Here is a 20825-nt window from a genome sequence, read left to right on the forward strand (position 1 = left end):
ATCAGGGGATAGTTATACGGACTGGCTGGCAAAAATGCCAGCCATCGGCAGGAGGTTAAGACTCTTCCTTACGGTTTCACGTACTCGATAGCATTAACATACCAGCTCGCTTCCCCGGCAGGGGTATTCACCACCGCCAAATCGCCCACCTCTTTTTTCAGCAATGCGCGAGCCATCGGGGAATCGATAGAGATGTAATCTTTACGGCCAAAAATTTCATCGTAGCCGACAATACGGAAACGGTGAGTCACGCCATCGTCGTTTTCAATCTCCACCCACGCGCCAAAAAAGACTTTGCCTTCCTGCTGCGGGGAGTAATCGACGATTTTGAGATTTTCCATGCATTTAGTGAGATAGCGCACGCGACGGTCGATTTCACGCAGGCGCTTTTTATTATACTGATAGTCAGCATTTTCGCTGCGGTCGCCCAGACTTGCGGCCCAGGTCACCTTTTTTGTGACCTCCGGGCGTTCTTCACGCCAGAGATAATTAAGCTCTTGTTTGAGTTTTTCATACCCTTCCCGGGTAACCAGGGGCGTTTTCATCTCGTTGATTCCCTTTGTCTGTTTGATAATGCGCACATTGGGTATAACGTGATCATATCAACAGAATCAATAATGTTTCGCCGAATAAATTGTATACTTAAGCTGCTGTTTAATATGCTTTGTAACAATTTAGGCTGAAATTCATACCAGATTTAGCTGGTGACGAACGTGAGCTTTTTTAAGAATACACGCTTACAAATTGTTGCGAACCTTTGGGAGTACAAACAATGCAAGAGAACTACAAGATTCTGGTGGTCGATGACGATATGCGCCTGCGCGCGCTGCTGGAACGTTATCTCACCGAACAAGGCTTCCAGGTTCGAAGCGTCGCTAATGCAGAACAGATGGATCGCCTGCTGACTCGTGAATCTTTCCATCTTATGGTACTGGATTTGATGTTACCTGGTGAAGATGGCTTGTCGATTTGCCGACGTCTTCGTAGCCAGAGCAACCCGATGCCGATCATTATGGTGACGGCGAAAGGGGAAGAAGTGGACCGTATCGTTGGCCTGGAGATTGGCGCTGACGACTACATTCCAAAACCGTTTAACCCGCGTGAATTGCTGGCCCGCATTCGTGCGGTGCTGCGTCGTCAGGCCAACGAACTGCCGGGCGCGCCGTCACAGGAAGAGGCGGTAATTGCTTTCGGTAAGTTCAAACTTAACCTCGGTACGCGTGAAATGTTCCGCGAAGACGAGCCGATGCCGCTCACCAGTGGTGAGTTTGCGGTACTTAAGGCGCTGGTCAGCCATCCGCGTGAGCCGCTCTCCCGCGATAAGCTGATGAACCTTGCCCGTGGTCGTGAATATTCCGCAATGGAACGCTCCATCGACGTGCAGATTTCGCGTCTGCGCCGCATGGTGGAAGAAGATCCGGCGCATCCGCGTTACATTCAGACCGTCTGGGGTCTGGGCTACGTCTTTGTACCGGACGGTTCTAAAGCATGAGGCGATTGCGCTTCTCGCCACGAAGTTCATTTGCCCGTACGTTATTGCTCATCGTCACCTTGCTGTTCGTCAGCCTGGTGACGACTTATCTGGTGGTGCTGAACTTCGCGATTTTGCCGAGCCTCCAGCAGTTTAATAAAGTCCTCGCGTACGAAGTGCGTATGTTGATGACCGACAAACTGCAACTGGAGGACGGCACGCAGTTGGTTGTGCCTCCCGCTTTCCGTCGGGAGATCTACCGTGAGCTGGGGATCTCTCTCTATTCCAACGAAGCTGCCGAAGAGGCAGGTCTGCGTTGGGCACAACACTATGAATTCTTAAGCCATCAGATGGCGCAGCAACTGGGCGGCCCGACGGAAGTGCGCGTTGAGGTCAACAAAAGTTCTCCTGTCGTCTGGCTGAAAACCTGGCTGTCGCCCAATATCTGGGTGCGTGTGCCGCTGACCGAAATTCATCAGGGTGATTTTTCTCCGCTGTTCCGCTATACGCTGGCGATTATGCTATTGGCGATAGGCGGGGCGTGGCTGTTTATCCGTATCCAGAACCGACCGTTGGTCGATCTCGAACATGCTGCTCTGCAGGTCGGTAAAGGGATTATTCCGCCGCCGCTGCGTGAATATGGCGCTTCGGAGGTGCGTTCGGTTACTCGCGCCTTTAACCATATGGCGGCTGGTGTTAAGCAACTGGCGGATGATCGCACGCTGCTGATGGCGGGGGTAAGTCATGACTTACGCACGCCGCTGACGCGCATTCGCCTGGCTACCGAGATGATGAGCGAGCAGGATGGCTACCTGGCAGAATCGATCAATAAAGATATCGAAGAGTGCAACGCCATCATTGAGCAGTTTATCGACTACCTGCGCACCGGGCAGGAGATGCCGATGGAAATGGCGGATCTCAACGCAGTGCTCGGTGAGGTGATTGCCGCCGAAAGTGGCTATGAGCGGGAAATTGAAACCGCGCTTTACCCCGGCAGCATTGAGGTGAAAATGCACCCGCTGTCGATCAAACGCGCGGTGGCGAATATGGTGGTCAACGCCGCCCGTTACGGCAATGGCTGGATCAAAGTCAGTAGCGGCACGGAGCCGAATCGCGCCTGGTTCCAGGTAGAAGATGACGGTCCGGGTATTGCGCCGGAACAACGTAAGCACCTGTTCCAGCCGTTTGTTCGTGGCGACAGTGCGCGCACTATTAGCGGCACGGGATTAGGGCTGGCGATTGTGCAGCGTATCGTGGATAACCATAACGGCATGCTGGAGCTTGGCACCAGCGAACGGGGTGGGCTTTCCATTCGCGCCTGGCTGCCAGTGCCGGTAACGCGGGCGCAGGGCATGACAAAAGAAGGGTAAATAAAACGGGAGGTGAAGGTGCCTCCCGTTTTTAGATTGTTTTCAATTGATTGATAATGAAAGGATTCGCTTGCAAAAGCAGGAGCAATTTTCGGGGTGCTCCGGTAGGCTGACGGCGTTTGGTTTCCCAGCTTTTGACCAGGTCATAACTTACCCCTACGGCGACAGCAAAATCTTGCTGACGTAAACCCGTTGCTTCACGGATCGCTTTTACATCGATTTCGCTAAAAGTATGGACGTGCTCTGGTTCAGGCGTTTCTTCACCCTTTTCGATGCGTACCATTTCTTCTGCGCTGGCAAGAAGATCAGCAAATAATTCATCTTTCATCTGTTTTCAATGCCTCCGTTGACATTTCGGCCATGGTGGAATTTGTGGAGCTTCAACATTAAAGCAGCTTCTCGGACAATAGTTTCAATGCCTTTCTTTGTTCTTCTGTTAAATCATCCTGTTCATTTTTAGGATAAATCAACGCCAGATAAATTCGGCCATTGCGTGTTACGTTGTAATAAATTATCCGAATGCCACCCCGTTTCCCCATTCCAGAACGGTTCCAGCGAATTTTTCTAAAACTGCCTGTGCCTGCGATAATGTCACCGGCAGTGGGATCTTGAATGAGTAGTTCCTGAAAAGCCCGGAACTCATCATCAGGTAGCAATAACTGGCGGCGTTTGCTAAATCCTTGTAGTTCAATAAAGGTGAACATAATGCATCCTGCGGTCTATTGATAATTATAAGTGTACCGTGTACATATTGGTAGCTAATTAGATAAAAAAAACCCTTATCCGTTTGGATAAGGGGTCAATGAGATATCAGCTGATTACAGCTTCGGACCAGCCGCTACCAGCGCGGCACCCGCAGGGGTGTCGGTGTATTTATCGAAGTTGTCGATAAACAGTTTCGCCAGCGTTTCGGCTTTTTCCTGCCACTGTTCCGGGGAAGCGTAGGTGTTACGCGGATCGAGAATCTTCGTGTCTACGCCCGGCAGTTCGGTTGGGATCGCCAGGTTAAACATCGGCAGAGTGAAAGTTTCTGCGTTATCCAGCGAACCGTTGAGGATGGCGTCGATAATGGCGCGGGTATCTTTAATCGAGATACGTTTGCCAGTGCCGTTCCAGCCGGTGTTAACCAGATACGCCTGCGCACCCGCTGCCTGCATACGTTTCACCAGCACTTCTGCGTACTGAGTCGGGTGCAGCGACAGGAATGCCGCGCCGAAGCAGGCGGAGAAGGTTGGCGTCGGTTCGGTGATGCCGCGCTCTGTACCAGCCAGTTTGGCGGTGAAGCCAGAGAGGAAGTGATACTGGGTTTGATCGGCAGTCAGACGAGAAACCGGCGGCAGCACACCAAAGGCGTCTGCGGTCAGGAAGATAACTTTAGTTGCGTGGCCCGCTTTGGACACCGGCTTAACGATGTTTTCGATGTGATAGATCGGATAAGAAACGCGGGTGTTCTCGGTTTTTGAACCATCATCAAAGTCGATAGTGCCATCTTCACGCACGGTGACGTTTTCCAGCAGCGCATCACGACGGATAGCGTTGTAGATTTCAGGTTCCGCTTCTTTCGACAGCTTGATAGTTTTTGCGTAGCAGCCGCCTTCAAAGTTAAACACACCGTCATCGTCCCAGCCGTGTTCGTCATCGCCAATCAGGCGACGTTTCGGGTCGGTGGAAAGGGTGGTTTTACCGGTGCCGGAAAGGCCGAAGAACACCGCAACATCGCCTTTCTCACCAACGTTGGCGGAGCAGTGCATAGAAGCGATACCTTTCAGCGGCAGCAGGTAGTTCATCATTGAGAACATCCCTTTCTTCATTTCGCCGCCGTACCAGGTGCCGCCAATCAGCTGCATGCGCTCGGTCAGGTTAAACGCCACGAAGTTTTCGGAGTTCAGACCCTGTTCTTTCCACTGCGGGTTAGTGCACTTCGCACCGTTCATAACGATAAAGTCTGGTTTGAAACCTGCCAGCTCTTCATCGCTCGGGCGAATAAACATGTTTTTGACAAAATGCGCCTGCCAGGCCACTTCGGTGATGAAACGGACGGAAAGACGAGTATCCGGGTTCGCACCACAGAAAGCGTCGACAACGAACAGACGTTTGCCGGAAAGCTGTTTGGTCACCAGGCCTTTAAGATGCTGCCAGGTTTCCGGAGAGAGAGGTTTGTTGTCGTTCTTACCTTTGCCTTTGTCTGCCCACCAGAAAGTATCGCGAGTGGTATCGTCACGGACGATATACTTATCTTTTGGTGAACGACCGGTGAAGATCCCGGTATCGACGGCAACGGCACCCAGATTAGTTAACACCCCGCGCTCATAACCTGTCAGGCTCGGATCGAGCTCTTCCTGATACAGCAGGTCGTAGCTTGGGTTGTAAACGATATCATGTACGTCACTGATACCATAAGCCTCGAGTTCTTGCGGGGTCAAACCATTGTTAACGCGCATTTCACTGCTCCTTAGCCAATATGTATTGCCTGAATAGTAAAGTCTTTTTGGGGGTGTTAACCGCGACAAGGCTCATAGATTTACGTATCTGGAGAAATTCATATTTGACAAAAAACTCCGTGATTCCTGTCACGAAACGATTGCTATTATCGCAGAAATAGCATTTTAGGTGTGGAAAATGTTCTCAAAAGGTTAAATCTTGGTTTATATGGCGGGAATATTGTGAGTGGAATCGCATTCCTTAATGAAATTGATGCAAATTCAATCGGTAAAGTATCGATTCACCACGCTAACTTTTTTTGATTATTTTCTGAAAAAAGCAAAATACTACGTCCCGGATGCGATAATTAACCCACTTTTTGATTCTGGATAACTAACATGGATAACGTTGAACTTTCACCCGCAACACGCTGGGGGATGATTGCTACCGGATTACTTCAGGGTCTGGTTTGCTACCTGCTGATCGCCTGGCTTTCCGGAAAAAATCACAGTTGGATTGTTTATGGCGTGCCTGCGACCGTCGCGTTTTCATCCGTTTTACTCTTCTCCGTGATCTCCTTTAAACAGAAGCGCCTTTGGGGATGGCTGGCGCTGGTGTTTATTGCCACGCTAGGGATGAGCGGTTGGCTAAAGTGGCAAATTGATGGCATGAACCCCTGGAGAGCTGAAAAGGCGATTTGGGATTTTGGCTGCTATCTGCTGCTGATGGCAATGTTGTTGCTACCGTGGATACAACAAAGCCTTCGCATCCGCAATGACAGTAGCCGCTATCGCTATTTTTACCAGTCAGTATGGCATAACGTACTTATATTACTGGTGATTTTTCTCGCCAATGGCCTGACGTGGCTGGTGCTTTTACTGTGGAGTGAGTTGTTTAAACTTGTTGGCATCACGTTTTTCAAAACGCTCTTTTTTGCAACCGACTGGTTTATTTATCTAACGTTAGGTCTGGTTACCGCGCTGGCGGTGATCCTCGCGCGTACACAGTCACGTTTAATCGACTCTATTCAAAAGTTGTTCACGTTAATCGCCACGGGGTTGCTGCCGTTAGTATCATTGCTAACCCTGATGTTTATTATCACCCTGCCGTTTACGGGCCTGAGCGCGATTTCTCGCCACATCTCCGCCGCTGGGTTGCTGTTAACGCTGGCCTTTTTGCAATTGATCTTAATGGCTATTGTCCGCGATCCGCAAAAAGCGTCTCTTCCCTGGACGGGGCCGTTGCGTTGCCTGATTAAAACCGCTTTGCTGGTTGCTCCGCTGTATGTGTTCGTCGCCGCCTGGGCGTTATGGCTGCGGGTCGCTCAGTACGGCTGGACTGTCGACCGCTTGCAGGGCGCGCTGGCGGTGCTGGTGTTACTGGTATGGTCACTGGGGTATTTTGTCAGTATCGTCTGGCGTAAAGGGCAAAATCCCCTTGATCTTCAGGGCAAAGTGAACCTTGCGGTTTCGTTATTGGTGTTGGTAATGCTGGTGCTTCTTAATTCGCCGGTGCTGGACAGTATGCGCATTAGCGTGAACAGTCATATGGCGCGTTATCAGAGCGGCAAAAACACGCCAGACCAGGTAACTATCTACATGCTCGAACAGAGCGGTCGCTATGGACGTGCGGCGCTTGAGTCGCTGAAAAGCGATGCCGGGTTTATGAAAGACCCGAAACGCGCGCGGGATCTGCTGATGGCGTTAGATGGAGAGCAACATCTTCAGGAACAGGTATCGGAAAAAGTATTAGCCGATAATGTGTTAATTGCCCCAGGTTCTGGTAAACCGGATGCGACATTCTGGTCGGCCTTAATCCAGGATCGCTTTAACGTGATGACCTGTATTGAAAAAGACGCCTGCGTACTGGTCGAGCAAGATCTGAATAGTGATGGTCAGGCGGAGCGGATCCTGTTTGCTTTTAATGATGACAGAGTCATTGTCTATGGCTTTGACTCAGATAGAAAAGAATGGGACGCGCTTGATATGAGTTTACTTCCGCGCCAAATAACGAAAGAAAAATTACTCGCTGCTGCGAAGGATGGAAAGCTGGGGACGAGGCCTAAAGCGTGGCGCGATCTGACGGTAGATGGTGAAACGCTGGAAATAAACTTAAGTAAGTGACAACGCTTTTAACGGATACGACGCTGTATCTGACCAAAATAACTTGCGATTTATTTCATAGGCCTGGTAAGCGCAGCGCATCAGGCCATTACGTCGTAAAATCCGGCAGAGCCCTCTCTGCCGGACATACTCATTAATGAACTTGCGGATCTGCCGGAGACGCGTTGTTGCGGATTTCAGCAATATCCATCGCATTGAACAGATAGTGGTTACCGCAGTAATCACAATGCATGTCAATTTCGCCATCTTCCGCCAGGATGCTATCGACTTCTTCATCCGGCAGCGTTTTTAGCGCGTCGGCGCAACGTTCACGCGAGCAGGTGCATTTGAACTCCACATCCTGCGGATCGTAAACCGTCACCTCTTCTTCGTGATACAAACGCCACAACACTTCGTTTGCCGGTAAAGTCAGCAGTTCTTCGGTTTTGATGGTTTCGGTTAGCGTCGCCAGGTGGTCAAAGTCGTCCTGCTGGGCATTTTGCGCAGGCATTACCTGCAACAACATACCGCCTGCAGCCGGTTTGCCGTCTACGTCGCCGGTGCGAATAAACAGGCGCGTCGGCAGCTGTTCAGAACGCATAAAGTAATCTTCCAGGCAGGCCGCCAGGGTATCACCTTCCAGACCCACCACGCCCTGATAGCGTTCGCCTTCGCTCGGGGTGATGGTGATCACCACGTAACCATTGCCGACCAGCGTTTTCAGGTCGGCATTTTCTGGAATTTCTCCCTGCACGCGCGCTACACCGCGCATCTGCTGGTTGTTGTTACCGTTAATAACCGCCAGATTCATCGGACCGTCGCCTTGCAGCTGTACGGTGATATCACCATCAAACTTCAGCGTAGCGGTTAACAGGCTGGTCGCAACCAGCAGTTCTGCCAGCACGTTTTTAACGGGCTGCGGATAATCGTGATTCTCAAGGATCTGTTGCAGGGTTTCCGAAACGGTTACCAGTTCGCCGCGAACGGCAAAGTTTTCAAACAGATAGCGATGTAATTGGTCATGTTGCGGCATAATCATCTCTCTTGCAGGTGACAGTTATTCACTGTCGCCGTGTTTAAATCGTAACAGGTCGCGGCGCTCTTTTTTGTCCGGGCGTCGGTCCGGGTGCGGCATGGTTAAGGCATTAAGTTTACGTGCCAGCGCCATTTTTTCGCGTTTCTCTACACTTTCCGCAGTCTCTTCATACAGCAAGGCTGCCTCGCTGGCGGGGCGACGCTGTTCAGTAATCGCCTTTACAATCACCGTGCGTTCGTCATTTCCCTGGCGCAGAGTGAGCGTGGCATTCAGCTCGACGATTTTGCTCGGCTTGCTGCGCTGCCCGTTGTAATGCACCTTACCGCCTTCAATCATTTCACGGGCCAGCGCGCGGGTTTTATAAAAACGGGCAGCCCATAGCCATTTATCCAGTCGAACCTCAACAGCAGGTTTTTCTTTCATGGCGTCTCCTTCACATTAGCGAGGGGATCAGGCGGCGGTAGTCATTCAGTGACGGATGGCGTTGATACTGTTTCTCGGCAATCCCGGAGTCAGGATTAGTCACACCGAGGCAGTAACGAATACCAAATTGCGCGGCAGCATCGAGAATCGCTTCGCTGTCATCAATAAACAGTGTTCTTTCAGCTTTAAGACCCGTAGCTTCGGCCACCGCATGCCATAACCGCTGATCCTCTTTCGGATAACCAAATGTGTGGGTGGAAAGTAATAAATCAAGGTGTGCGTCCAGACCGGTATGCTCAAGTTTTACCGCCAGGTTGTGCGGATGCGCATTGGTGAGCAAAATTCGCTGCTTACCGCTGGCTTTCAGTGCCTCAAGAAACGGAATGGTATCTTCACGCAGTACGGCACGCGGTCCCATCTCGGTGGTCATCGCACAGATATCCAGACCCAGTTGCTCACTCCAGTAATCAAGACAGTACCAGTTTAGCGTATGCTGTACGTCGTGATATTGCTGGCGCATATATTCCATCGCTTCCTGTGGCGTAACCCCGTTTTTCGCGCCCCATGTTTCAGGCACCAGCTTTTGCCAGAAATAGTTATCGAAGGCGAGGTCGAGCAACGTGCCGTCCATATCCAGCAGAACGGTATCTACGTCCTGCCAGGCAATGTTGATATGCATGAGGGAAATCTCCAGAGTGAAGCAATTTGCGCGACAGGGTAGCATAACCTGCCGCGCAAACGTGTTATTCGATAAGGCTTTCTGAAGGGGTGATCAGTTGCGGGTTCAGGCAGCTTTCATAATAGGCCTGAATCTTCATCATGCGAGTACGATGACGCTGGTAACGACGCCAGGCCTGTACGCCATTATAAATGGCGCTACCCAGCATCGTCAGTAGCAGCAGAGTGGTGCTGAGATAGCGCCACAGGCCGGAACGATCCGGGATCGGATGAAGGCCTATATGTTGCGTACCATTGGCGTCAGTGAAGATTTTTGTGACGATACCTTCGGCGTTAAACGGCGTATGCATCAGCATTTGTGCCAGTTTCTGGAAAGCGTTCCACTGTTCTTGCGGCGGGTAGTCGTAAAGTGATGCCGAAGGCCAGGGCTGATCAACAAAATCGCTGCCTTCGTCGCTGACAATCAGGAATCCGCCGGGGGCCGGACTGTTTAGTGATTGTGCCGCTCGCGCTGTTTCATGCGTGATAAACGGCGCGGTGGAGGTTGCCACCAGATTATCCAGCGATTCCGCACTCACCGGGCGTAATAACACATTCACGCCATCGAGCTTCCCGGCGTTGGCGCGTTTTACCAGCGCGTCCCAGTCTTTACTGTTGCCGAGATTGACCAGCGCATTTTTCAGTCGCACGCAGTCATCTTTGGCAGAACATAAATCCGCTGTCTTCAGTACAATGTCGCCAAAATCATCAAGCAATACCATGCCGGATTTTTGAATTGCTGAACGTAATGAGGCGCTGACGCGAGATTCATCTTCCGGTTTAGGGTGCAGCTGGCGATTAACTGCTTCGGTCAAAGCCGTCGCTTTGTTGACCAGTTCAGATTCTGGTAATGGCAATGAGCGGGCGTCATTCCAGATGATCTGCGAGCAGTCAAACGGTAAAAAAGGTGAATTGGTTTTCGCGCTCCAGGTTCCGGAAGTGCGAATATTACACATTCCCGTACCGCTAATACGCAATGTATCGCCAACCCGCACGCCAGCGTCAGCCAGTTGTTTTACGCTGGTGGCTTCAATGGTCTGTGCGCCTTTCATCCACGAGAGGGTGAATTTCAGCGGCATATCCAGCGGGATCCAGAATAACAGCATAAACAGCACCAGCAGCGAGCCCGCAGCGATAATCGTACTGCGCAGCCAGTGCTGTAACGGAAAGTTTTTTACTTCATCATGCAGCGAAAGATATCGCCCCTGACGCACTACGTGGCGGTCGAGATAGATATCGATATCGGTTTGTTGACCAAGATCCTGAGCAATGTAGGGCTGCCAGTGTGCGGGATAGACCAGGTCGATAATACCGAGTGAAATATTGTTGATCTGTTCCTGATCGTTTTCGCCAAACAATCCCCAACGACGGGGTGTGCCGCGTAGACAATGAATTTCCCGCAGGGAGGATTTTGCCGGGGGCGCGAATAGCCCCCACAGTCCTGCGCCCAGCAGCAGTAACGCGCCGCCTGCCAGCCACGGAACAAATACATCCGGGGTAATCAGGCAGAAAAAGAACATCAGGAAGGAGGCGACAATCAGCAACGCTTCGCGCAGCCCGCGCGGACGACTTAGCGCATACTCTTCGTGCGTTTCTTTGCGAATATTGAGTAGCTCGATTTGCTCACTCTCTTCCCCGCGAATCGACGCCTGTGTTGACGGAACAGGTTGCAAGGCATAGCCGCGAGTTTCCTGCATGTACTCCTGCAGCGTATGACCGTTGAGTGAAATAACCAGCGGCAGCGAATCGGTATGAATCAGTTCAACGGTATTCTCATCGTTGATGTACTGCTCCCAGAAAGGGGGCAGGTGGACTTCTACCGAATCGAGGTAGTAACGCCATTTATTCGGATCGTCGGTAGAGATGCCGTAACGCGTGATAGCGTGTGTTAGCATCATGACGTTGTTGCTTTCGGCATTCAGCGCCAGAGAGATCGGTGCCGCGCTGGCTCCCGTTGGGCCAGGCACCTGTAATACCTGCGTCAGGCTCTCAAGATAATTTTCAACGGCGCTACGTTCTTCAGGTGTGAGTTTGCGCGTTTGCGCGTCTGCGAAAGCGTTGGTCCAGGGCAGTTGACGCCGTCTGGATCGCACTTTTATCAGCCATCCCGCAAGTAGTGAGCAGGCCAGCAAAGCAGCTAAAAAAATCACAATGGTGCTCATGCTTTCCCCATCTTACTTAGTCTGTCAGGCGTGGTCAGTCGCACCGGACACAATACATGATTCTGCGGTTGGCTATCGGCAAGCGTGGAGTTTAACTTGAGCATCATTAAGCACATCACAGTAACCGCTGATCATAGCAAACCCTCTGAAGGCGGAATATCAGCAAATTCCTGGAGTTATTTCAACCTATTGACTTTTAATTTGATTTGAGGATGATTATTTAATAAGTTACATAAATGTAAATAACATGCAATTCACATTGCCGAAAGCGTGTCCGATATCGCACAATAACCGCTGATTTCACAGCATAGATCCCACGATGAGCAAATCATTACAAAAACCCACCATTCTGAATGTTGAAACTGTAGCCCGTTCCCGACTGTTTACCGTCGAAAGCGTGGATCTGGAGTTCAGCAATGGCGTGCGGCGTGTTTATGAACGAATGCGTCCAACTAACCGGGAAGCAGTGATGATTGTGCCGATTGTGGACGATCACCTGATCCTGATCCGCGAATACGCAGTGGGAACTGAATCCTACGAATTAGGTTTTTCGAAAGGATTAATTGATCCGGGTGAAAGCGTCTACGAAGCCGCTAACCGCGAGCTAAAAGAAGAAGTGGGATTTGGTGCGAACGATCTGACTTTTTTGAAGAAGCTCAGCATGGCGCCGTCTTACTTTTCCAGCAAAATGAATATCGTGGTAGCGCAAGATCTCTATCCGGAATCGCTGGAAGGCGATGAGCCAGAGCCGCTACCACAGGTGCGCTGGCCGCTGGCGCATATGATGGATTTGCTGGAAGACCCTGACTTCAACGAAGCGCGTAATGTCAGCGCACTGTTCCTCGTGCGCGAGTGGTTGAAGGAGCAGGGGCGAGTGTAAATGCGTGAACTTTGCCTGATGCACAATGCTTATCAGGCCTGCGCGGCTCCTGCAATATATTGATTTTTCTCGATGTTGCCAGGCGGATAACGTGTTCACGCCGTATCCGGTATAAATAAAGTGACACTTTGTCAGCAAACAGAAAAAGGCGCCGAAGCGCCTTTTTAATCAGAACAATTCCTGTGCCTCGCCATTATCGATAATGGTCGTTCCCACCTCGTGCACCGCCTGTTGTGTCGGCTGCGTACCTTCGATGAAATACTCTTCGCGGCTGTTGCCACCATTAGCTAACTGCCCGGTGCTGCGATCGATATTCACCGTCACAATACCCGGCGGCGGCGTCAGCGGCTGCTCCGGCACACCTTCAAGAACGGCTTTCATATAAGCGTCCCATGCAGGTTGGGCACTCTTGGCACCGCCTTCGTAACCTGAGATCTGATCTTTAATCGCTCCGGAAGCCGTTGTATGACCGAGATTACGACGGTGATCATCAAAGCCAATCCAGACCGAGGTCACAACGCCCGGACCGTAACCCGAGAACCACGCATCTTTCGAACTGTTAGTGGTACCCGTTTTTCCGCCTATATCATGCCGTTGTAAATCACGACCTGCTCGCCAGCCAGTACCCTGCCAGCCTGGTTCACCAAAAATATTGGTGTTCAAGGCACTCTTAATCAGGAATGCCAGCGGTGTGTTGATGACGTGCGGTGCGTACTCCTGCGCGCCAGTCTTCGCCACTAACGCCTGATTTGCCTGCTCCAGCTGCGGCATTGGCACAGAAACATTCTGCTGCTCGCGGGAGATAGCGACATCTTCAACATCGTTATTTTCCAGCACGTTCGATTTCTGCGTATCACCGTAAATCACCGGAATATCGCATTCCGGGCAGGCTACTTTCGGTTTCGCTTCGAAAATCACGCCGCCCTGATCGTTTTCAATTTTGCTGATAAACCACGGGTCCACCAGGAAGCCGCCGTTCGCCATGACCGCGTAGCCGCGCGCCACCTGCATTGGGGTGAAGGACGCTGAACCCAGCGCCAGCGATTCGGTGTGGACAATGTTTTGCGCCGGGAAGCCGAAGCGTTGCAGATATTCTGCAGCGTAGTCGACGCCCATCGCCCGCATTGCGCGTACCATCACTACGTTTTTCGACTGGCCCAGTCCCTGACGTAAGCGAATTGGACCGGCATACTGCGGTGGTGAGTTCTTCGGCTGCCAGTCAGAACCGGCACCTGCGTCCCAGCGGGAAATTGGCACATCGTTCAACATACTTGCCAGCGTCAGACCTTTATCCATCGCCGCGGTGTAGAGGAACGGTTTGATGTTGGAACCTACCTGACGCAGTGCCTGGGTGGCGCGGTTAAACTTGCTCTGATTGAAATCAAAGCCACCGACCAGCGCCATAACGGCACCGTTTTGCGGATTGATCGACACCAGCGCCGAGTTCACTTCCGGCACTTGTGCCAGCCACCATGCATCGCCAACCTGACGAACCCAGATTTGCTGTCCCGTTTGCAGAACATCGGTCACTTTACGCGGCGTCGGTCCCTGCTGAGTATCCGAACGGTAAGGACGCGCCCAGCGAACGCCTTCCATACTCAATGCGACGGTCGACCCGTCCGCCAGCATCGCCGTCGCTTCCTGAGGATTGGCGCTGGTGACTGCGGCAGGCAGCAGAGGACCATAGGTCGGCAGCGCCTTCAACGTATCGGTAATCTTGTTGTTATCCCACGCCGATTCGCCCACTTTCCACAGCACATTTGCCGGGCCGCGATAGCCGTGGCGCATGTCGTAGTCCAGCACGTTATTACGTACTGCCTGCTGTGCGGCCTGCTGTACTTTGCGGGTGATGGTGGTGTAAATGCGATAACCGTCTTCATAGGCACTTTCGCCATAACGGTTATACATCTCCTGGCGCACCATTTCGCTCAGGTACGGCGCAGAGAAAGCAATCTCCGGCGCGTGATAGTTAGCGTTAATCGCCTCAGTGCGTGTCTGATCGAACTGTTGTTGGGTGATATACCCTTCATCCAGCATCCGCGACAGTACGACGTTACGCCGCGCGACGGCACGATCCATTGAGTAGAGCGGATTAAAGGTGGAAGGCGCTTTCGGCAGCCCGGCTATCACCGCCATTTCGTTCAGCGTCAGTTGGTCGACCGTTTTTCCGAAATAGACTTGTGCCGCAGCACCGACACCATAGGCGCGGTAACCGAGGTAAATCTTGTTCAGATAAAGCTCGAGGATCTCGTCTTTCGTCAGCAACTGTTCAATGCGAATAGCGAGGAAGACTTCCTTAATCTTACGCATCAGCGTGCGTTCTGGACTGAGGAAGAAGTTTCTCGCCAGCTGCTGGGTAATGGTACTCGCCCCTTGTGACGCGTGGCCGGAGAACAGCGCCACACTTGCCGCACGGAAGATCCCCACCGGGTCAACGCCGTGATGCTCGTAGAAGCGGCTGTCTTCTGTCGCGATAAAGGCTTTCACCATCTCCGGCGGGATTTGATCCAACGTAACCGGAATACGACGTTTCTCACCGTATTGAGCAATCAGCTCGCCATCGGCGCTGTAAATCTGCATCGGAATTTGCAGGCGAACATCTTTTAATGTCGCCACATCCGGCAGTTGTGGCTCGATGTAGCGGTATAGGCCATAAATCGAGCCTGCTCCCAGCAGAATGCAACAGACTGCAAGGATCAAAAAATACTTTACGAACTTCACTGGAAATTTCCCATTTAGTTTCATTTGGGCAGTTTATAAACAAACGCGCGGTAGTATAAAGGCAAGCCAGACGCATTGATATACCCGTCAGAGTGACGGGTGATAAGGAGATCATCACAATGGCATTTAAGATCTGGCAAATTGGTTTGCATTTACAACAGCAAGAAGCGGTAGCGGTTGCGATCGTGCGGGGCGCAAAAGAATGCTTTTTGCAACGCTGGTGGCGGTTGCCGCTGGAGAATGACATTATCAAAGATGGGCGGATTGTTGATGCGCAGCGGCTGGCTAAAACGTTGTTACCGTGGAGCCGCGAACTGCCGCAGCGTCATCACATTATGTTGGCGTTTCCCGCCAGTCGCACATTACAGCGGTCATTTCCGCGCCCGTCGATGTCCCTTGGTGAGCGGGAGCAAACGGCCTGGCTGTCCGGGACGATGGCCCGCGAGCTGGATATGGATCCGGACTCCCTGCGCTTCGATTACAGCGAAGACTCACTCAGTCCCGCCTATAACGTGACTGCCGCGCAAAGCAAAGAGCTGGCAACGCTGCTTACTCTGGCAGAAAGGTTGCGTGTTCATGTTAGCGCGATCACCCCGGATGCCAGTGCATTACAGCAATTCCTGCCTTTTTTACCTTCTCATCAGCAATGTCTGGCCTGGCGTGATAACGAACAGTGGCTGTGGGCGACGCGCTATAGCTGGGGGCGCAAACTGGCGGTGGGGATGACTAGCGCGAAGGAGCTGGCGGCAGCGTTATCCGTTGATCCCGACAGCGTCGCGCTATGTGGCGAAGGCGGATTTGATCCCTGGGAGGCCGTTTCTGTTCGTCAGCCGCCGCTACCGCCGCCAGGTGGAGACTTTGCCATCGCGCTGGGGCTGGCGCTAGGGAAGGCGAACTGATGAACCCGCCAATTAATTTTTTGCCCTGGCGACAGCAACGCCGGACCGCTTTTCTGCGTTTCTGGTTGCTGATGTTCGTTGCGCCTCTGCTGCTGGCCGTCGGGATTACGCTAATACTGCGTCTGACAAGCAACGCCGAAGCACGCGTAAACGCCGTTTTGCTTCAGGCGGAACAACAACTCGCTCGCAGCTTACAGATAACGAAACCACGTTTGCTGGAACGCCAACAAATTCGTGAGCAGCGTTTGCAACGGCAGCGCCAGCGACAATTTACCCGTGACTGGCAATCTGCGCTGGAAGCACTGGCGGCGCTTTTACCCGAACATGCCTGGCTGACAACGATAAGCTGGCAGCAGGGAACGCTGGAGATCAAGGGGCTGACAACAAGCATTACCGCGTTAAACGCACTAGAAACGTCACTCCGCCAGGATGCGTCTTTTCATCTCAATCAGCGGGGGGCCACGCAGCAGGATGCGCAGGGACACTGGCAATTTGAGTATCAGTTAACAAGGAAGGTTAGCGATGAACATGTTCTTTGACTGGTGGTTCGCCACATCACCCCGCCTCCGCCAGCTTTGCTGGGCAGTCTGGTTGCTGATGTTAGTTACGCTCATTTTTCTGTCATCGACACACCAGGAAGAGCGCGACGTATTAATTCGACTACGGGCGAGTCATCACCAGCAGTGGGCCGCACTGTCTCGCCAGGTAGACACCACTCCCTTCAGCGAGGAAAAAACGCTGCCCTTTTCGCCACTGGATTTTCAGTTGCCCGGCGCGCAACTGGTTTCCTGGCATCCATCCGCGCAGGGAGGTGAGTTGGCGTTGAAAACGCTGTGGGAAGCAGTGCCGTCGGCATTTACACGGCTGGCAGAGCGCAACGTCAGCGTGAGCCGTTTTTCGTTAAGCGTGGAAGGTGATGATCTTTTGTTCACGCTACAACTGGAGACGCCGCATGAGGGGTAAACGCTGGTTGTTGGCAGGTATTGCATTGTGCCTTTTAACCGGTATGCGTGACCCTTTTAAACCGCCGGAAGATCTATGCCGGATTAGCGAACTTAGCCAGTGGCGCTATCAGGGGATAGTAGGGCGAGGCGAGCGCATCATCGGTGTAATAAAAGACGGGCAAAAGAAATGGCGACGGGTGCAGCAAAACGATGTGCTGGAAAACGGCTGGACAATTTTACAGCTGACGCCAGACGTACTAACGCTGGGTACCGGGACAAACTGCGAACCGCCACAATGGTTGTGGCAACGGCAAGGAGATACAAATGAAGCAATGGATAGCCGCACTACTGTTGATGCTGATACCCGGCGTACAGGCGGCAAAGCCGCAAAAAGTGACGCTGATGGTGGATGACGTTCCGGTAGCTCAGGTGTTGCAGGCGCTGGCTGAACAGGAGAAGTTGAACCTGGTGGTGTCGCCAGACGTCAGCGGTACGGTGTCGTTACATCTAACAGATGTTCCCTGGAAGCAGGCACTACAAACTGTAGTGAAAAGCGCCGGACTGATAACGCGGCAGGAAGGCAATATTCTCTCGGTGCATTCCGTTGCCTGGCAGAATGACAATATCGCCCGCCAGGAGGCGGAGCAGACGCGGGCGCAGGCAAATCTGCCGCTGGAAAATCGCAATATTACTCTGCAATACGCCGACGCCGGAGAGCTGGCGAAAGCGGGGGAGAAGCTACTGAGTGCCAAAGGGAGTATGACCGTCGATAAACGCACCAATCGCCTTTTGCTGCGAGATAACAAAACGGCGCTAAGCACGCTTGAACAGTGGGTAGCGCAAATGGATCTGCCGGTCGGGCAGGTTGAGCTGTCGGCGCATATTGTCACCATTAATGAAAAAAGTTTGCGTGAGTTAGGCGTGAAATGGACGCTGGCCGATGCGCAACAAGCTGGTGGCGTTGGGCAAGTCACCACGCTTGGCAGCGACCTCTCCGTAGCGACGGCGACAACGCATGTCGGTTTTAACATTGGACGCATCAACGGACGTTTACTGGATCTTGAGCTTTCCGCGCTCGAACAAAAACAGCAGCTGGATATTATCGCCAGTCCGCGTCTGCTGGCCTCACATCTTCAGCCTGCCAGCATTAAACAGGGGAGCGAAATTCCATATCAGGTTTCCAGCGGGGAAAGTGGCGCGACGTCGGTGGAATTTAAAGAGGCAGTCCTGGGGATGGAGGTCACGCCCACGGTGTTACAAAAAGGTCGCATCCGGCTGAAATTACACATCAGCCAGAACGTTCCGGGGCAGGTGCTACAGCAGGCAGATGGCGAAGTGCTGGCGATTGATAAGCAAGAGATCGAAACGCAGGTCGAGGTCAAAAGCGGAGAAACGTTGGCGCTGGGCGGCATTTTTACCCGTAAAAATAAATCGGGTCAGGATAGCGTACCGTTACTTGGCGACATTCCCTGGTTCGGGCAATTATTTCGTCATGACGGAAAAGAAGATGAACGACGCGAGTTAGTGGTGTTTATCACGCCACGACTGGTTTCCAGTGAGTAGACAGCCGTAAAAGCGGTAATGTTTTTACGCTGAACGTGTTTCATCTATTTGACGCGCGCAGGTATTTAGCATACAAGGAGTACCGATTTGAGAGTTGGTGCTCTTCGCTGCCTGCGTTCCATGATGATGATTTATCATTCAGGCGGCATTTTGCTGTCTTTTTTACGCTAATCTTACCCGGTGATTTATCGCCAGAGCGGTGGTAGCAAGGCAGCGCGCTTGCAGCGACCAGATATGCAGAGGGATGGGTGATTTATTCAGTTGCCAAACCCGCTGGAGTATTGAGATAATTTTCAGTCTGACTCTCGCAATATCTTATGAGGTTTCAGTTCATGTCCTGCGGCGCTCTCTGAGCGAAGCGGGTTTATCATTAACGAATAGTCTTAGTAGTACCGAAAAAATGGCAGAGAAACGCAATATCTTTCTGGTTGGGCCTATGGGTGCCGGAAAAAGCACTATTGGGCGCCAGTTAGCTCAACAACTCAATATGGAATTTTACGATTCCGATCAAGAGATTGAGAAACGAACCGGAGCTGATGTGGGCTGGGTTTTCGATTTAGAAGGCGAAGAAGGCTTCCGCGATCGCGAAGAAAAGGTCATCAATGAGTTGACCGAGAAACAGGGTATTGTGCTGGCTACTGGCGGCGGCTCTGTGAAATCCCGCGAAACGCGTAACCGTCTTTCCGCACGTGGCGTTGTCGTTTATCTTGAAACGACCATCGAAAAGCAACTTGCACGCACGCAGCGTGATAAAAAACGCCCGTTGCTGCACGTTGAAACACCGCCGCGTGAAGTTCTGGAAGCGTTGGCCAATGAACGCAATCCGCTGTATGAAGAGATTGCCGACGTGACCATTCGTACTGATGATCAAAGCGCTAAAGTGGTCGCAAACCAGATTATTCACATGCTGGAAAGCAACTAATTCTGGCTTTATATACACTCGTCTGCGGGTACAGTAATTAAGGTGGATGTCGCGTTATGGAGAGGATTGTCGTTACTCTCGGGGAACGTAGTTACCCAATTACCATCGCATCTGGTTTGTTTAATGAACCAGCTTCATTCTTACCGCTGAAATCGGGCGAGCAGGTCATGTTGGTTACCAACGAAACCCTGGCTCCTCTGTATCTCGATAAGGTCCGCGGCGTACTTGAACAGGCGGGTGTTAACGTCGATAGCGTTATCCTCCCTGACGGCGAGCAGTATAAAAGCCTGGCTGTACTCGATACCGTCTTTACGGCGTTGTTACAAAAGCCGCATGGTCGCGATACTACGCTGGTGGCGCTTGGCGGCGGCGTAGTGGGCGATCTGACCGGCTTTGCGGCGGCGAGTTATCAGCGCGGTGTACGTTTCATTCAAGTCCCGACGACGTTACTGTCGCAGGTCGATTCCTCCGTTGGCGGCAAAACTGCGGTCAACCATCCCCTCGGTAAAAACATGATTGGCGCGTTCTACCAGCCTGCTTCAGTGGTGGTGGATCTCGACTGTCTGAAAACGCTTCCCCCGCGTGAGTTAGCGTCGGGGCTGGCAGAAGTCATCAAATACGGCATTATTCTTGACGGTGCGTTTTTTAACTGGCTGGAAGAGAATCTGGATGCGTTGTTGCGTCTGGACGGTCCGGCAATGGCGTACTGTATTCGCCGTTGTTGTGAACTGAAGGCAGAAGTTGTCGCCGCCGACGAGCGCGAAACCGGGTTACGTGCTTTACTGAATCTGGGACATACCTTTGGTCATGCCATTGAAGCTGAAATGGGGTATGGCAATTGGTTACACGGTGAAGCGGTTGCTGCGGGTATGGTGATGGCGGCGCGGACGTCGGAACGTCTCGGGCAGTTTAGTTCTGCCGAAACGCAGCGTATTATAACCCTGCTCACGCGGGCTGGGTTACCGGTCAATGGGCCGCGCGAAATGTCCGCGCAGGCGTATTTACCGCATATGCTGCGTGACAAGAAAGTCCTTGCGGGAGAGATGCGCTTAATTCTTCCGTTGGCAATTGGTAAGAGTGAAGTTCGCAGCGGCGTTTCGCACGAGCTTGTTCTTAACGCCATTGCCGATTGTCAATCAGCGTAACAACAAGAAAGGTCAGGCCGCTTATCAAGCGGTCTATTAGCTTCAGGTT

Annotated in this window: 20 protein-coding genes; 11 read left to right on the forward strand and 9 right to left on the reverse strand. The window is 52.1% G+C overall.

Annotation, left to right across the window (positions count from 1 at the left end; genetic code table 11):
- Positions 1–68 precede the first annotated feature (68 nt).
- On the reverse strand, positions 69–545 hold the full coding sequence (gene greB, locus ACJHX7_RS18190) for a transcription elongation factor GreB (protein WP_000856744.1): 477 nt from the start codon (positions 543–545) through the stop codon (positions 69–71).
- 227 nt (positions 546–772) lie between these two features.
- Between greB and ompR the strand changes: the two genes are divergently transcribed.
- The gene (gene ompR / locus ACJHX7_RS18195) at positions 773–1492 is read left to right on the forward strand and encodes a two-component system response regulator OmpR (protein WP_001157751.1); all 720 of its coding nucleotides are present in this window, start codon (positions 773–775) and stop codon (positions 1490–1492) included.
- On the forward strand, positions 1489–2841 hold the full coding sequence (envZ, locus tag ACJHX7_RS18200) for a two-component system sensor histidine kinase EnvZ (protein ID WP_001253708.1): 1353 nt from the start codon (positions 1489–1491) through the stop codon (positions 2839–2841). Before ompR ends, envZ begins: the two co-directional genes overlap by 4 nt.
- A gap of 31 nt (positions 2842–2872) precedes the next feature.
- On the opposite strand, the gene nadS is transcribed toward envZ, so the two are convergent.
- The 3 genes from nadS to pckA all read right to left on the reverse strand — a co-directional run bounded on the left by nadS (position 2873) and on the right by pckA (position 5282).
- Positions 2873–3169, reverse strand: coding sequence for a NadS family protein (gene nadS, locus ACJHX7_RS18205; protein ID WP_000650976.1), 297 nt, complete (start codon positions 3167–3169; stop codon positions 2873–2875).
- Positions 3170–3227: 58 nt separating this feature from the next.
- A complete protein-coding gene (locus tag ACJHX7_RS18210) occupies positions 3228–3545 on the reverse strand; it encodes a type II toxin-antitoxin system RelE/ParE family toxin (RefSeq protein WP_000493756.1) in 318 nt (105 codons plus the stop codon).
- 114 nt (positions 3546–3659) lie between these two features.
- Positions 3660–5282 (reverse strand): phosphoenolpyruvate carboxykinase (ATP), encoded by a 1623-nt coding sequence (gene pckA, locus ACJHX7_RS18215; RefSeq protein WP_001309803.1) that lies wholly within the window; start codon positions 5280–5282, stop codon positions 3660–3662.
- A gap of 378 nt (positions 5283–5660) precedes the next feature.
- Here pckA and ACJHX7_RS18220 point away from each other — a divergent pair, with 378 nt between their 5' ends.
- Positions 5661–7385 (forward strand): DUF4153 domain-containing protein, encoded by a 1725-nt coding sequence (locus ACJHX7_RS18220; protein WP_088170471.1) that lies wholly within the window; start codon positions 5661–5663, stop codon positions 7383–7385.
- A 133-nt stretch (positions 7386–7518) separates the two neighbouring features.
- Here the strand turns inward: ACJHX7_RS18220 and hslO are convergent, their stop codons facing one another.
- From hslO to igaA, 4 genes are all read right to left on the reverse strand, one after another.
- Positions 7519–8397 (reverse strand): Hsp33 family molecular chaperone HslO, encoded by an 879-nt coding sequence (gene hslO / locus ACJHX7_RS18225; protein WP_001135574.1) that lies wholly within the window; start codon positions 8395–8397, stop codon positions 7519–7521.
- 24 nt (positions 8398–8421) lie between these two features.
- Positions 8422–8823 (reverse strand): ribosome-associated heat shock protein Hsp15, encoded by a 402-nt coding sequence (hslR, locus tag ACJHX7_RS18230; protein WP_000660483.1) that lies wholly within the window; start codon positions 8821–8823, stop codon positions 8422–8424.
- A gap of 10 nt (positions 8824–8833) precedes the next feature.
- Positions 8834–9502 (reverse strand): GMP/IMP nucleotidase, encoded by a 669-nt coding sequence (gene yrfG / locus ACJHX7_RS18235; protein WP_001295168.1) that lies wholly within the window; start codon positions 9500–9502, stop codon positions 8834–8836.
- 64 nt (positions 9503–9566) lie between these two features.
- On the reverse strand, positions 9567–11702 hold the full coding sequence (gene igaA / locus ACJHX7_RS18240; RefSeq protein WP_000104522.1) for an intracellular growth attenuator protein IgaA: 2136 nt from the start codon (positions 11700–11702) through the stop codon (positions 9567–9569).
- A 319-nt stretch (positions 11703–12021) separates the two neighbouring features.
- Here igaA and nudE point away from each other — a divergent pair, with 319 nt between their 5' ends.
- A complete protein-coding gene (gene nudE, locus ACJHX7_RS18245; RefSeq protein ID WP_000045742.1) occupies positions 12022–12582 on the forward strand; it encodes an ADP compounds hydrolase NudE in 561 nt (186 codons plus the stop codon).
- 168 nt (positions 12583–12750) lie between these two features.
- On the opposite strand, the gene mrcA is transcribed toward nudE, so the two are convergent.
- Positions 12751–15303 carry a peptidoglycan glycosyltransferase/peptidoglycan DD-transpeptidase MrcA gene (gene mrcA / locus ACJHX7_RS18250; protein ID WP_001562196.1) on the reverse strand — a complete coding sequence of 851 codons (2553 nt, stop codon included), beginning with the start codon at positions 15301–15303 and terminating at the stop codon, positions 12751–12753.
- Positions 15304–15422: 119 nt separating this feature from the next.
- On the opposite strand from mrcA, the gene hofM reads away from it, so the two are divergent.
- The 7 genes from hofM (at position 15423) to aroB (ending at position 20776) form a co-directional block, all read left to right on the forward strand.
- Positions 15423–16202 carry a DNA utilization protein HofM gene (gene hofM / locus ACJHX7_RS18255; RefSeq protein ID WP_094030143.1) on the forward strand — a complete coding sequence of 260 codons (780 nt, stop codon included), beginning with the start codon at positions 15423–15425 and terminating at the stop codon, positions 16200–16202.
- A complete protein-coding gene (gene hofN, locus ACJHX7_RS18260; RefSeq protein ID WP_094030144.1) occupies positions 16202–16741 on the forward strand; it encodes a DNA utilization protein HofN in 540 nt (179 codons plus the stop codon). Before hofM ends, hofN begins: the two co-directional genes overlap by 1 nt.
- Positions 16725–17165: a DNA utilization protein HofO gene (gene hofO, locus ACJHX7_RS18265; RefSeq protein WP_094030145.1), complete on the forward strand. Its 441-nt coding sequence runs from the start codon at positions 16725–16727 to the stop codon at positions 17163–17165. Before hofN ends, hofO begins: the two co-directional genes overlap by 17 nt.
- A complete protein-coding gene (gene hofP / locus ACJHX7_RS18270; RefSeq protein WP_012602548.1) occupies positions 17155–17559 on the forward strand; it encodes a DNA utilization protein HofP in 405 nt (134 codons plus the stop codon). Before hofO ends, hofP begins: the two co-directional genes overlap by 11 nt.
- Positions 17471–18709 (forward strand): DNA uptake porin HofQ, encoded by a 1239-nt coding sequence (gene hofQ / locus ACJHX7_RS18275; protein ID WP_000816004.1) that lies wholly within the window; start codon positions 17471–17473, stop codon positions 18707–18709. Before hofP ends, hofQ begins: the two co-directional genes overlap by 89 nt.
- Before the next feature lie 400 nt (positions 18710–19109).
- Positions 19110–19631, forward strand: a complete 522-nt coding sequence (gene aroK / locus ACJHX7_RS18280) for a shikimate kinase AroK (RefSeq protein WP_000818618.1) — start codon at positions 19110–19112, stop codon at positions 19629–19631.
- 56 nt (positions 19632–19687) lie between these two features.
- Positions 19688–20776, forward strand: a complete 1089-nt coding sequence (gene aroB, locus ACJHX7_RS18285; RefSeq protein ID WP_000439850.1) for a 3-dehydroquinate synthase — start codon at positions 19688–19690, stop codon at positions 20774–20776.
- The last annotated feature ends 49 nt before the right edge of the window (positions 20777–20825 follow it).

It is taken from the genome of Escherichia sp. WS1451 (genome assembly GCF_046487365.1).
Classification (GTDB): domain Bacteria; phylum Pseudomonadota; class Gammaproteobacteria; order Enterobacterales; family Enterobacteriaceae; genus Escherichia; species Escherichia coli.